We start from the raw sequence: 13,438 nt of genomic DNA on the forward strand, positions 1-13,438 counted from the left end.
ATTGTGCCGCAACCGGGCGCTGGGTCCTACCCTGTCTGCGGTCACGGCCGACATCGAACGGTCATAGGCAGGCCCGCGCAGGCGGTTTACCCTGTGCGCATGTCGCACCCTGAAGACGAAGATCCGGCTGCATTGTTCCGGGCAGCCATCGGCGAAGTGACGCCGCTGCGCAAGGAAGTGGAGCCCGCCCCTGCTGCGCCGCGGCCCAGGCCGCGTGCGCGCATGGCCGAGCGCGACGACGCAGAAGCCGCCGGTGAGTTCGCCCGGCTGCTGCGCGACAACGCCCCGCTGGAAGCGGGCGACGTTGCCAGCTACCGGCGCGACAACCTGCCGCCACGCGTGTTCCAGCGCTTGAAGCGCGGACAGTACTCGGTGCAGGACGAACTGGACCTGCACGGCGCCACCGCCGCGCAGGCCGAGCTGATGCTGCGCCAGTTCCTGCTGGAGGCGCACGCCCACGAGTACGGCTGCGTGCGCATCATCCACGGCAAGGGCCTGCAGTCCGATGGCAGTGCGCCGGTGCTGAAGAACCTGGTGGACCGCCTGCTGCGCCTGCGCAACGACGTGCTGGCGTTCCATTCCGCCCCGACCGGGCAAGGCGGGACCGGCGCCATGCTGGTGCTGCTGGCGCGGCGCTGACGTTCTGCCGGTGGGATTCATCCACGCATGGCGTGGATCTACTGACGGCCCGTCCACGCATGGCGTGGATCTACTGAGGGCCCATCCACGCATGGCGTGGATCTACTGACGGCCCATCCACGCGTGGCGTGGATCTACTGACGGCCCGTCCACGCATGGCGTGGATCTACTGACGGCCCATCCACGCATGGCGTGGATCTACTGTGGCGGGCGGAGGAAAGTGGATCCACGCCATGCGTGGATGCTCTTCACCTCTGCCACCATTTCCGTCAGGCCTGCGACACGTCCTCGACCGGGCCGAGCTCGTGCAGGACCGCAGTGGCATAGCAGCCTGGCGGCAGCGCAAAGGACAACTCCAGTACGTCAGCGGCCAGCCACTGGTGCTGCAGCAGCGCTGGACGCAACCGCAGCGCGCGCCGCTCCTGCTTCAGCCGCGCCTCTTCCAGGCCGGTGCGCAGCGCCTTTGATTCGTCATCATCCAGCGCTGCCAGTTCCAGCTCACGGGCGGCGTCGCTGCTGCGCAGCTCACCCTCGCCCCACAACGGAGCACTGGGGTGGATGTCGAAACGTGCCAGGCGCTCGGCCAGCACGTCGCTGTAGGGCTCGGGGCCGAACACGCTGCGGCTGCCATCAAGCATCCACACTTCGCCCTGCAGCGGCTGGTCCCAGCTGCCCTGCTCCACGCGTGCGGCCAGCACGCGGTTGAACAAGGCCGAACGCGCCGCCGACAACAGCAGCGAACGCTGGTCCTTGCGCATGCGCCGGCCACCGAACATCGCCAACGCGGCCGGCACATTGCCGCCATCGCGACCGAAGCGCTGCTCCCCGAACCAGTTCGGCAGGCCACGCGCGGCGATCTGCTGCAGGCGCTCGTCGATTGCCGCCGCGTCACCCTGCACATCGCGCAGCACCAGCCTGAAGCGGTTGCCCGCCAGCGCACCGCGCTGCAGCTTGCGGTTGTGCCAGGTGGAGTCGATCACCTCGATCTCGTCACTGGCCAGCTCGGCCAGATCGGGCGCGACGCGCTTGGGCAGATGTACGCTGAAACGCTGGGTGGTGACCGCGTTGCGGTCCTTCATGCCGGCATAGCTGACCGCCATTTCCGGAAGGCCTGCCCACTTGGCCAGTACCTTGGCCACGTGCACCGTATTGGCGCCACGCTTGCGGATATGCAGCAGCAGATGCTCGCCTTCACCGGTCGCTTCGAAAGCGGGCAGCTCATCGACCTGGAAATCTTCCGGCGTGGTGCGGATGCGCGCCTGCAGCAGCGGTGCACCGAACGCGAGCGGCAACGGGATCATGCGGCCACCAGCAGCACGACCGCCTGCGCAGCGATGCCTTCGCCACGGCCGGTGAAGCCCAGCTTCTCGGACGTGGTGGCCTTGACGCTCACCGCATCCAACGGCAGCTGCAACAGTTCACCGATGCGCTCGCGCATGGCCAGAGCATGCGGGCCGACCTTGGGCCGTTCGCAGATCACAGTGATGTCGGTGTTGCCGACACGCCAGCCGCGCTCGCGCAGCAGGCCATCGCAATGGCGCACGAATTCGCTGCTGTCCGCGCCCTTCCAGCGGTCATCAGTGGGCGGGAAGTGCTGGCCGATGTCGCCCAGCGCGATCGCACCGAGCATGGCGTCGCACAACGCGTGCAGGATGACGTCGCCGTCGCTGTGCGCAAGCACGCCGCAGCTGTGCGGCACCGCGATGCCACCGAGCATGATGTGGTCGCCTTCACCGAAGGCATGGACGTCGTAGCCCTGGCCGATACGGACGGGCGGGAACGGGGAGGTGCTCATGGATGCAGCCCTTGCAGCAGGGCCGCGCGGGCGGTCAGCCGGCGCGGCGGGAAAGTACGAATTCGAAACGATCGAGATCGGCCGGGGTGGTGACCTTGAAGTTGTCCTCGCTGCCTTCCACCAGCAGCGGGCGCTGGCCCTGGCGCTCCATGGCCATGGCATCGTCGGTCACATCGACACCGGCGGTAGCGGCCTCGGACAGTGCGCGGATCAACTGATGGCGGCGGAACAGCTGCGGCGTCAGTGCGCGCCACAGGCGCTCACGCGGCTCGGTGCCGTCGATGCCACCATCATCACCAGCACGCTTGAGCGTGTCGCGTACCGGCGCGGCCAGGATGGCGCCGACCGGATCGGTGCGACCCACTTCCAGCAGGCGGCCAAGATCGGCCTGCGACAGGTTCGGACGCGCCGCGTCATGTACCAGCACGAATTCATCGGCACGCACGCTGTCCGGCAAGGCCTGCAGCCCCGCCAGCACCGAGGCGGCGCGGGTGGCGCCACCGGTGCAGGTCAGCACCGGCTTTCCGGCCCATTCGCTCCAGCCCGGCCAATCGGCATCGTCCGCACCGATCACCACCATCGCCCCGGCCACGGCCGGGTGTGCCAGCAGTGCGTCCAGGGTGTGGGCGAGTAGGGTCTGCCCGCCCGCCTGCAGGTACTGCTTGGGCAACGGCGCACCAAAACGCGTGCCGCGCCCTGCGGCCGGAACAACCACCCAGATCGCCGCGCTCATGGCACGTCCGCCGGATGGTCACCGGCCGGGGCCGCAACCGGCGCAGGCTGCGCCGGACGCGTCGGTGCATCTTCCACGACGCGATAGAACTTCTCGCCGGGCTTGATCATGCCCAGCTCGCTGCGCGCGCGTTCTTCGATGGCGGACTGGCCTTCCTTGAGGTCCTTCACTTCGGCAGCAAGCGCATCGTTGCGCTGCTGCAGACCGTCATTGTCCCGCTCCTGGTTGGCGACCTGGGCTTCGAGCATCATCACTTCACCCGAATTGCCCGGGCCGAACCAGAAACGGTACTGCAGCCATGCCAGCAGCAGGGCCAGCAACAACAGCAGCCAGCGCCAGTCGCGCATCGGCTCAGCGCTTCAGCGACACGAACGCGTCACGACCAGCGTAACGCGCGCCGGCACCGAGGGCTTCCTCGATGCGCAGCAGCTGGTTGTACTTGGCCACCCGATCGCTGCGGCACAGCGAGCCGGTCTTGATCTGGGTGGCGGTGGTCGCCACCGCAATGTCGGCGATGGTGGTGTCCTCGGTTTCACCCGAACGGTGCGAGACCACGGCGGCGTAACCGGCACGGTCGGCCATGGCGATCGCTTCCAGCGTTTCGCTGAGGGTACCGATCTGGTTGACCTTGATCAGGATCGCGTTGGCGGTGCCCGAATCGATGCCTTCCTGGAAGATCTTCGGATTGGTGACGAAAAGATCGTCGCCGACCAGCTGCACCTTCTTGCCGATGCGATCGGTCAGCAGCTTCCAGCCCGCCCAGTCGTTCTCGGCCAGGCCGTCTTCGATGGTGATGATCGGGTACTGCGCGGCCCAGTCAGCCAGGAAGTCGACGAACTGCTCGGAGGTCAGGCGCTTGTTCTCGCCGACCAGGTTGTACTTGCCGTTCTCGAAGAATTCGCTGGAGGCCACGTCCAGGCCCAGCAGCACGTCTTCACCGGCGGTGTAGCCGGCCTTGCCGATGGCTTCGAGGATGGTGTCCAGCGCTTCGACGTTGCTGCGGAAGTCCGGCGCGAAGCCGCCTTCGTCGCCCACCGCCGTGCTCAGGCCGTGGCCCTTCAGCACCGACTTCAGCGAATGGAAGATTTCGGTACCGGCACGCAGCGCTTCGGAGAACGAGGTGAAGCCGACCGGCAGCACCATGAACTCCTGGAAATCGACGTTGTTGTCGGCGTGCGCGCCGCCGTTGATGATGTTCATCATCGGCACCGGCAGCGACGGGGTCGCGCCGGTCTTGCTGGCCAGGTACTGCCACAGTGCCTGCTTGCTGGAGGCAGCGGCGGCGTGCGCGGCGGCCATGGAAACACCCAGCAGTGCGTTGGCACCCAGGCGGCCCTTGTTCTCGGTGCCATCCAGATCGATCAGGCGACGGTCCAGGCCGGCCTGGTCGGTAGCCTCGAAGCCCTTCAGTGCGTTGGCGATGGCGCCGTTGACGTTGTCGACGGCCTTGCGCACGCCCTTGCCGAGGTAACGGGTCTTGTCGCCGTCACGCAGCTCCACCGCTTCCTTGGTGCCGGTCGATGCGCCGGAGGGAACCGCGGCGCGACCGAACGAACCGTCCTCCAGGGTGACTTCGGCTTCCAGCGTGGGGTTGCCACGGCTGTCGAGGATTTCACGGGCATGGATGCTGCGGATCGTACTCATGGTCGGGCCGGTTACCTGTATGGAGAGGGGGCGACAAAAACGAATGCCGCGTGATTATCCCCGGCTACCCCTCACTTGCCAAATGGCGCGATGGGCATCAGCCCCAACTGGACCCGATCACGATCAGCAGCAGCGACACCAGCATCACCAGCAGGGCACCGGCAATGGTCGCGCACACCGGCCCGCGCCGACGTCGCCAGGCCATCACCATCGCCACCAGGCTGCCCACGAAGGACAGCACCAGCGTGACCAGCGCGCCCAGCATCCAGTACTGCATGGCCTGCACGCCGTTGTTGCCATCCCCCGGCGGACGGAAGCTGGCGGCGAAGGCCAGCACGCCCACGAGCAAGCCGCCCCAGGCGAGCACCGACAGCAACAGGGCGATCAGGCCCCACGGCCAGCTGCGCGAGGGTTCAGGGATCGTATTCATCAAAGAAGATCGTGCAGCAGGATGCCCGCCCACAGCGACAGCACGACCATGGCCAGCGCAGCGGTAACCCTGCCCCGGTTCAGGCGCCAGCCGAGCACCGCGGCGAAAAACCCTGCGGAAATGGTCAGCACTTCGGCCACCGCCAGGGCGATGACGAAGGGCATCAGGTTCACTACTGCACCGCCGGCACTCGACGGGCGCATGCCGGCACCGAACAGCATGCCGATGGCGAATACACCGGACACCGACAGCAATGCCAGGCCGAGTGCGATCGGGCCCCACGGCCACTGCCGCCAGCGCCGGCGACGACGCTGGATCTCCAGCGCCGCCTGCGGGTGCTGGCTCACGCGAAGCGCGAGAAGCCGTGCTTCTTGGTCACCGCGTCGAGCTCCATCAGGGTCTCGAGCAGGGCTTCCATCTGGTCCAGCGGCCACGCGTTGGGGCCGTCGGACAGCGCCTTGGACGGGTCCGGATGGGTTTCGGCGAACAGGCCGGAAATGCCCACGGCAACAGCGGCACGCGCCAGCACCGGCACATGCTCGCGCTGGCCGCCGGAACTGGTGCCCTGCCCGCCCGGCAACTGCACCGAATGGGTGGCATCGAACACCACCGGGCAGCCGGTATCGCGCATCACCGCCAGCGAACGCATGTCGCTGACCAGGTTGTTGTAGCCGAAACTGGCGCCACGCTCGCAGACCATGATCTGCTCGTTGCCGGTGGCCTTGGCCTTCTCGACGACAGGCTTCATGTCCCACGGCGCCAGGAACTGGCCCTTCTTGATGTTGACCGGCTTGCCGGCCGAGCACACCTTGCGGATGAAGTCGGTCTGGCGGACCAGGAACGCCGGGGTCTGCAGCACGTCCACCACCGAGGCCACTTCATCCATCGGGGTGTATTCGTGCACGTCCGTCAGCACCGGCACGCCGATCTGCTTCTTGACCTCGGCCAGCACCTTCAGGCCCTCTTCCATGCCCGGGCCACGGAAGGCCGTGCCGGAGGTGCGGTTGGCCTTGTCGAAGCTGGACTTGAAGATGAAGTTCACACCGAGCCTGTCGGTCACTTCCTTCAGCTTGCCGGCGGTATCCAGCTGCAGCTGCATCGACTCGATCACGCAGGGGCCGGCGATCAGGAACAGGGGCTGGTCCAGCCCGACCTCGAATCCACACAGTTTCATGGCGTTTCCTTGTTGTCCGCTACACCGGCAGTGCCGGTGCGCTGGGGTTGAAGCGAGCAAGATGGGGGCCGGCGGCCCCCATGACAAGTCAGGCGCGCACTTCCTGCAGCAGCTTGCCACCGGCCTTGCGCTCGCGCGCGGCACGGATGAAGCCAATGAACAGCGGGTGGCCGTCACGCGGGGTGGACAGGAATTCCGGGTGCGCCTGGCAGGCCAGGAACCACGGGTGCTGGTCGCGCGGCAGTTCAACCACTTCCACCAGGGTGTCGTCCATCGACTTGCCGGCGATCACCAGGCCGGCGTCTTCCAGCTGGGTGCGGTAGCGGTTGTTGAACTCGTAACGGTGGCGGTGGCGCTCGGCGACCACGTCCTTGCCGTACAGTTCGCGGGCCAGCGTGCCCGGCTTCAGGCGCTGCTCCTGCAGGCCCAGGCGCATGGTGCCGCCCAGGTCACTCTTGTCGTCACGCTTTTCCACGTCGCCGGTGGCCGTGCGCCATTCGGTGATCAGGCCGATCACCGGGTTCGGCGACTGGCGATCGTTCTCGGTGCTGTTGGCGTCTTCCAGGCCCACCACGTGGCGCGCGTAGTCGACCACCGCAGCCTGCATGCCGTAGCAGATGCCGAAGTACGGCACCTTGTGCTCACGGGCGTACTGCGAGGTGAGCACCTTGCCTTCGAAGCCACGGTCGCCGAAACCACCCGGCACCAGGATGCCGTCGACATCGGCCAGCGCGGACATGTCGCTGCCTTCCAGGTCCTGCGCTTCCAGCCACTTCAGGGTGACCTTGGTGCGCTGGCGCAGGCCACCGTGCTTGAGCGCTTCGCCGACCGACTTGTAGGCGTCCTGGTGGTCGATGTACTTGCCGACCACCGCGATGGTCACCGCATCCAGCGGATGCAGGGTGGCATCGACGGCGTCTTCCCACATCGACAGGTCGGCCGGGCCGGCCTTGTCGGCCAGCTTCAGCTGGTTGATGACGATCTCGTCCAGGCCCTGTGCGTGCAGGCCCATCGGAATGCGGTACAGCACATCGACGTCGGGCACGCTGATCACCGCGCGCTCGGAGACGTTGGTGAACTGGGCGATCTTGCGACGCTCCGAATCCGGTACCGGCTGTTCCGAACGGCACAGCAGCACGTCCGGCTGGATGCCGATCGAGCGCAGTTCCTTCACCGAGTGCTGGGTCGGCTTGGTCTTCAGCTCACCCGCCGCAGCGATGTACGGCACCAGGGTGAGGTGCATGAACAGCGCCTTTTCCGGGCCGCGCTCGGTGCGTACCTGGCGGATCGCCTCCAGGAACGGCAGCGACTCGATGTCGCCGACGGTGCCGCCGATCTCCACCAGGGCCACGTCGAAGCCCTCGGTGGCTTCGTCCATGCAGCGACGGATCTCGTCGGTGATGTGCGGAATGACCTGCACGGTCGCGCCCAGGTAGTCGCCGCGGCGCTCCTTGCGGATCACTTCCTCATAGATGCGGCCGGTGGTGACCGAGTTCTTGCGGCTCAGGCGGGTGCGCACGAAGCGCTCGTAGTGTCCCAGGTCGAGATCGGTTTCGGCGCCGTCGTCGGTGACATACACCTCACCGTGCTGGAACGGGCTCATGGTGCCCGGGTCGACGTTGATGTACGGATCGAGCTTCATCATCGTGACCTTCAGGCCACGCGCTTCGAGAATGGCGGCCAGTGACGCGGCGGCAATACCTTTGCCGAGCGAGGACACCACGCCGCCGGTTACGAAAATCAAGGGAGTCATGGCTGCAAGCATCCTGTCTGGAAATGGAAAACGGCAGCGCCACGCCTGCCCGGGGGGCGGGCGTGGAGCAGAAAGGGGGTTTTCCGGTTCGCTGGAGCAGCGAGGGAGGTGCGGGCCCGGCCAGCGCAATGCGCCAGCGGGGAACCACCCTGCGAGGTCGGGGCGGCCGTGCCGGTCACTTCGACCGTCACCTGCGACCCGCTTTGCTGGAGGCCACGCTTGGCCGTGCCAGCCCATTCGCAAATGGTGGACACGCACTTACTCCCGGAAAGCCATAGTTTACAGATAGATGGCCGCCAACCCAAGGGGCAGATGGCGCCATCGGCAAAAAGAAACGCCCCGCTGGGCGGGGCGTTCGAGGGGGAAACCCTTGTGGCAAGGGCCTCGGAGGGGCAGAAGAATTACTTCTTCTTGCGTGCCTCTTCCTCTTCTTCCTGCTGCGGCACCGGCTGGCCCTTGGCCTTCATCTCGGCATTGGCCTGCGCGCGGCGCTTGGCCTTGGCCTCGGCTTCGGACTGCGCCTTGTCGGCCTGGTCACCCTGCTGCGGAGCAGGCTGGCCGGCGTTCTGCGCCAGCACCATCGGCACTGCAACAGCGGCGGCAGCCAGGATCGCAATGGTCAGCAACTTCTTCATGGAGTCCTCCTCGCGGTATGGCTCGGATGTGGGGGGCGCCGGTGTTCGGTTCCAGCGGTTGCCATTTTACCCCCTCCCCGCCAACGAGGCTGAACCGCAGGCGTGCAAATTCCCGGTCCAGACCGCACACTTGCCCGTCGCTCCACGCTTTCGAAGACAGATGAACGCCCGCTATAACGCCGCCGATATTGAAGTCCTGTCCGGCCTTGACCCGGTCAAGCGCCGCCCCGGCATGTATACCGACACCGCGCGCCCGAACCACCTGGCGCAGGAAGTGATCGACAACTCGGTGGACGAGGCCCTCGCCGGCCATGCCCGCTCGATCGAGATCACCCTGTTCAAGGACGGCAGCGTGGAGGTCAGCGATGACGGCCGCGGCATGCCGGTGGACATCCATCCGGAAGAGAAGATCCCGGGCGTCGAGCTGATCCTGACCCGCCTGCATGCCGGCGGCAAGTTCAACAACAACAACTACACCTTCTCCGGCGGCCTGCATGGCGTCGGCGTCAGCGTCGTCAACGCGCTGTCGACCCTGGTGGAAATCCACATCAAGCGCGACGGTGCCGAACACCGCATCACCTTCCGCAACGGCGACCGCGCCTCGCCGCTGGAAGTGGTCGGCACCGTCGGCAAGAAGAACACCGGTACCCGCCTGCGCTTCTGGCCGGACCCGAAGTACTTCGATACGCCCAAGTTCGCCGTGCGTGCGCTCAAGCACCTGCTGCGCGCCAAGGCCGTGCTGTGCCCGGGCCTGACCGTCAAGCTGACCGACGAAGCCACCGGCGAGGTCGACACCTGGTACTACGAAGACGGCCTGCGCGATTACCTGAAGCTGGAGCTGGGCGATCGCGAGTCGCTGCCGGCCGACCTGTTCGTGGGCAACCTGAAGAAAGACACCGAGATCGTGGACTGGGCCGTGGCCTGGCTGCCGGAAGGCGAGTTGGTGCAGGAAAGCTACGTCAACCTGATTCCCACCGCACAGCACGGCACCCACGCCAACGGCCTGCGCACCGGCCTGACCGAAGCGCTGCGCGAGTTCTGCGACTTCCGCAACCTGCTGCCGCGCGGCGTCAAACTGGCCCCGGAAGACGTGTGGGACCGCGTGTCGTTCGTGCTGTCGCTGAAGATGACCGACCCGCAGTTCAGCGGCCAGACCAAGGAACGCCTGTCCTCGCGCCAGGCCGCCGGTTTTGTCGAAGGCGCCGCGCACGATGCGTTCAGCCTGCTGCTGAACCAGAACGTAGAGCTGGGCGAGAAGATCGCGCAGATCGCCATCGAGCGCGCCAGTGCGCGCCTGAAGACCGAGAAGCTGGTCGTCCGCAAGAAGGTCACCCAGGGCCCTGCCCTGCCCGGCAAGCTGGCCGACTGCATCAGCCAGGACCTGTCGCGCACCGAACTGTTCCTGGTCGAGGGCGACTCGGCAGGCGGCAGCGCCAAGCAGGCCCGCGACAAGGATTTCCAGGCGATCCTGCCGCTGCGCGGCAAGATCCTCAACACCTGGGAAGTGTCCTCCAACAGCGTGCTGGCCTCGGAGGAAGTGCACAACCTGGCGGTGGCCATCGGCTGTGACCCGGGCAAGGAAGACATCAGCGGCCTGCGCTACGGCAAGGTGATCATCCTGGCCGACGCCGACTCCGACGGCCTGCATATTGCAACGCTGCTGACCGCACTGTTCCTGAAGCACTTCCCGGCGCTGGTTGATGCCGGCCACGTGTTCGTGGCGATGCCGCCGCTGTTCCGCATCGACGTGGGCAAGCAGGTGTTCTACGCCCTGGATGAGGAAGAAAAGCGCTCGATGCTGGACAAGATCGAACGCGAGAAGATCAAGGGCGCCATCAACGTGACCCGCTTCAAGGGCCTGGGCGAGATGAATCCGCCGCAGCTGCGTGAATCCACCATCCACCCGGACACCCGTCGCCTGGTGCAGTTGACCATCGACGATGGCGAGCAGACCCATTCACTGATGGACATGCTGCTGGCCAAGAAGCGCGCGTCGGACCGCAAGGGCTGGCTGGAGAGCAAGGGCGATCTGGCTTCGCTGGAAGTCTGATTCCCGGACCGGTGGTAGTGCCGGCCGCTGGCCGGCTGCTTTTCGTGAACCAGCGGGATACCTGGGTTGCCGGCCAGCGGCCGGCACTACCGGACCTCTTCGTGTTGCCGGCCAGCGGCCGGCACTACCGGACCTCTTCGTGTTGCCGGCCAGCGGCCGGCATTACCGGGCCGTTGGATCGGCCGCCATCGGCAAACCCTGCGGGTCCATAATGCGCGTTCATCCGCGTGGACGACCCCATTGCCCGCCAACTCACTGCTGTTCCCCGGGCTGCCGCTGCACAGCGCGCGCCTGGTGCTGAGCCCCATTCGCCGCGATGACGCCGCGGCCCTGTTCGCCCTGCAGTCCGACCCGGACGTGATGCACTGGTGGAACCACCCGGCTTGGACGCGTCCGGCCGAAGCACGCGCGCAGATCGACGACGACCTGGCTGCACAGGCCACCGGCACGCAGTTGAAGCTGGCCCTGCGCGAATCGGTGGACGGCCCGCTGCTGGGCATCTGCGTGGTGTTTGCCCTGGATCGGGACGCGGCGCGCGCGGAAATCGGCTATCTGCTGGCACCTGGCAGGCAGGGCCACGGCTACATGCATGAAGCGCTGCAGCAGGTGCTGGCCTATCTGTTCAACACCCTGCAACTGCACCGGGTGGAAGCGGAGATCGATCCACGCAACCACGCCTCGGCACACGTGCTCGAACGCCTGGGCTTCCACCGCGAAGGCCTGCTGCGGCAGCGTTGGCGTATCCAGGGTGAACTGGCCGACTCGGCCGTGTACGGACTGCTGGCCGACGACGCGGTGCGCTCAGCCACCGTCGCTTGACCGGATCAGGCCACAACGCCGGCCCATGCCTTTGGACACATACGGTGCGCGGCACCCCGCCCTAGCATCGGGGTCCCTTCCGCTGCCGTTCCGGTGCCATGAAGTTTCTGCTGCACTCTGCCGCGCTCTGCGTCGGCCTGCTGATCGCCCCTGCCTGCGTGCTGGCCGCGCCTGCTGCTGACGGCGCCTCCGAAACGAAAGAAGAAAAGACCGAAGCCACTCCCCTGCCGGCCGATGCGTCGGCTCGCCAGAGCATGCGCTTGGCGGGCCGCACCCTCGACTACACCGCCACCGTTGGCACCCTGCCGGTACGCGATGCGAAGGGCAAGGTGATCGCCGATGTGGTGTTCACCGCCTACACGATGCCGGGCAAGGACCGGCCGGTGACCTTCGCTCTCAATGGCGGCCCCGGCGCATCTTCTGTGTACCTCAACCTTGGCGCCATCGGCCCGAAGGTGGTGACCTTCGGTTCGGAAGGCGACAGCGCATCGGCGCCGGCGAAGCTGCACGACAATCCCGGCACCTGGCTGGACTTCACCGACCTGGTGTTCATCGATCCGGTCGGAACCGGCTTCAGCCGTGCCCGCATCGGCGATGAGGAGGCGAAGAAACAGCTATATACGCCCAGTGCCGATGTCGAGTACCTCTCGCGCACGATCTACGACTGGCTGCTGCGCAACCAGCGCATGGCCTCGCGCAAGTACCTGACCGGCGAGAGCTATGGCGGCTATCGCGGCCCGCGCATCACCCACTTCCTGCAGACGCGCCTGGGCGTGGCGATGAACGGCCTGGTGCTGGTGTCGCCTTATCTGAGCCCGACCCTGGAAGACAACGCCGATGTCTCGCCGATGGCGTGGATGCAGACCCTGCCGTCGATCGCTGCCGCGCACCTGGAACGCCAGGGCAAACTGACCGACGCGGCGATGCGCGAGGTGGTCGAGTACACCCGCGGCGACTACGCCACCGCGTTGATGAAGGGCCGCAGCGATCCGCAGGCGACCGAGGCGATGCTGCGCCGGGTGGCCGAGTTGACCGGCCTGGACCCGCAGTTCGTGCGCCGCGCCGGCGGTCGCCTGGAAACCCAGGCCTACCTGCGTGAGGTGTTCCGCGACAAGGGCACGCTGGGCAGCCGCTACGATTCCAACGTCACTGCGTTCGATCCGTTCCCGAACGATCCGGAGCAGCGCGCCAACGATCCGCTGCTGGACAGCATCATCGCCCCGACCACCACCGCGATGGTCGACTTCGTTACCCGCGAGGTCGGCTGGAAGGTGGATGCGCGCTACCAGGCACTGAACTACGACGTGAACCGTCTGTGGGATCGCAATGGTGACCTGCGCGAGGGCGCGGTGACCCAGCTGCGCCAGGCCGTGGCGATCGACCCGCATCTGCAGGTGCTGATCGTGCACGGCTGGAATGACCTGTCCTGCCCGTTCATGGGCTCGATCCTGACCGTGGACCAGATGCCGACGATGGGCAGCAACCCGGACCGCGTGCAGGTGCGCAGCTATCCGGGCGGGCACATGTTCTACAGCCGGGCTGACAGCCAGGCGGCGTTCCGCAGGGATGTGCAGGCGTTGTTCCAGCGCAATTGAGGGGTTGTCGGCCGGGCCTGCGGCCCGGCACCCGCGGTCAGCAACGGCAACGGCAACGTCAAAAGCGGGCTTTCCGTGGGTTGGCGGGGTGGGCCCGGTTGCGGGGGACGCCGTAAACCCCCAGACCGGCCCAGCCGCTGGCGGCTGTGCGTTCGGGCGCTTGCGAAGCAG

General features: G+C 66.7%; 14 protein-coding genes. 4 read left to right on the forward strand and 10 right to left on the reverse strand.

Annotation, left to right across the window (positions count from 1 at the left end; genetic code table 11):
* Positions 1-99: 99 nt before the first annotated feature.
* A complete protein-coding gene (locus AC3WTC_RS02765; protein WP_492710435.1) occupies positions 100-639 on the forward strand; it encodes a Smr/MutS family protein in 540 nt (179 codons plus the stop codon).
* A 269-nt stretch (positions 640-908) separates the two neighbouring features.
* Here the strand turns inward: AC3WTC_RS02765 and truD are convergent, their stop codons facing one another.
* The 10 genes from truD to AC3WTC_RS02815 all read right to left on the reverse strand — a co-directional run bounded on the left by truD (position 909) and on the right by AC3WTC_RS02815 (position 8,803).
* The gene (truD, locus tag AC3WTC_RS02770; RefSeq protein WP_492710437.1) at positions 909-1,940 is read right to left on the reverse strand and encodes a tRNA pseudouridine(13) synthase TruD; all 1,032 of its coding nucleotides are present in this window, start codon (positions 1,938-1,940) and stop codon (positions 909-911) included.
* Entirely contained in the window at positions 1,937-2,434 is a 498-nt protein-coding gene (gene ispF / locus AC3WTC_RS02775; protein WP_025878902.1) for a 2-C-methyl-D-erythritol 2,4-cyclodiphosphate synthase, read from the reverse strand. Before ispF ends, truD begins: the two co-directional genes overlap by 4 nt.
* A 34-nt stretch (positions 2,435-2,468) precedes the next feature.
* Positions 2,469-3,167: a 2-C-methyl-D-erythritol 4-phosphate cytidylyltransferase gene (gene ispD / locus AC3WTC_RS02780; protein WP_025878901.1), complete on the reverse strand. Its 699-nt coding sequence runs from the start codon at positions 3,165-3,167 to the stop codon at positions 2,469-2,471.
* On the reverse strand, positions 3,164-3,514 hold the full coding sequence (gene ftsB, locus AC3WTC_RS02785) for a cell division protein FtsB (RefSeq protein WP_025878900.1): 351 nt from the start codon (positions 3,512-3,514) through the stop codon (positions 3,164-3,166). Before ftsB ends, ispD begins: the two co-directional genes overlap by 4 nt.
* A gap of 4 nt (positions 3,515-3,518) precedes the next feature.
* Complete coding sequence (gene eno / locus AC3WTC_RS02790; protein WP_059063751.1) at positions 3,519-4,811, reverse strand: phosphopyruvate hydratase; 1,293 nt, start codon at positions 4,809-4,811, stop codon at positions 3,519-3,521.
* A 97-nt stretch (positions 4,812-4,908) separates the two neighbouring features.
* Entirely contained in the window at positions 4,909-5,241 is a 333-nt protein-coding gene (locus tag AC3WTC_RS02795; RefSeq protein WP_080149199.1) for a hypothetical protein, read from the reverse strand.
* Complete coding sequence (locus AC3WTC_RS02800) at positions 5,241-5,588, reverse strand: hypothetical protein (RefSeq protein ID WP_117310067.1); 348 nt, start codon at positions 5,586-5,588, stop codon at positions 5,241-5,243. Before AC3WTC_RS02800 ends, AC3WTC_RS02795 begins: the two co-directional genes overlap by 1 nt.
* Positions 5,585-6,415 (reverse strand): 3-deoxy-8-phosphooctulonate synthase, encoded by an 831-nt coding sequence (kdsA, locus tag AC3WTC_RS02805; protein WP_012510652.1) that lies wholly within the window; start codon positions 6,413-6,415, stop codon positions 5,585-5,587. Before kdsA ends, AC3WTC_RS02800 begins: the two co-directional genes overlap by 4 nt.
* Before the next feature lie 88 nt (positions 6,416-6,503).
* Positions 6,504-8,168, reverse strand: a complete 1,665-nt coding sequence (pyrG, locus tag AC3WTC_RS02810; protein WP_025878896.1) for a CTP synthase — start codon at positions 8,166-8,168, stop codon at positions 6,504-6,506.
* A 401-nt stretch (positions 8,169-8,569) separates the two neighbouring features.
* On the reverse strand, positions 8,570-8,803 hold the full coding sequence (locus AC3WTC_RS02815; protein WP_025878895.1) for a hypothetical protein: 234 nt from the start codon (positions 8,801-8,803) through the stop codon (positions 8,570-8,572).
* 160 nt (positions 8,804-8,963) lie between these two features.
* On the opposite strand from AC3WTC_RS02815, the gene parE reads away from it, so the two are divergent.
* From parE to AC3WTC_RS02830, 3 genes are all read left to right on the forward strand, one after another.
* A complete protein-coding gene (parE, locus tag AC3WTC_RS02820) occupies positions 8,964-10,853 on the forward strand; it encodes a DNA topoisomerase IV subunit B (protein ID WP_025878894.1) in 1,890 nt (629 codons plus the stop codon).
* 240 nt (positions 10,854-11,093) lie between these two features.
* On the forward strand, positions 11,094-11,672 hold the full coding sequence (locus AC3WTC_RS02825; protein WP_059063745.1) for a GNAT family N-acetyltransferase: 579 nt from the start codon (positions 11,094-11,096) through the stop codon (positions 11,670-11,672).
* 98 nt (positions 11,673-11,770) lie between these two features.
* On the forward strand, positions 11,771-13,267 hold the full coding sequence (locus AC3WTC_RS02830) for a S10 family peptidase (protein WP_059063743.1): 1,497 nt from the start codon (positions 11,771-11,773) through the stop codon (positions 13,265-13,267).
* The last annotated feature ends 171 nt before the right edge of the window (positions 13,268-13,438 follow it).

The sequence above is a fragment of the Stenotrophomonas sp. FW305-C-20-S1 genome, from assembly GCF_058783335.1.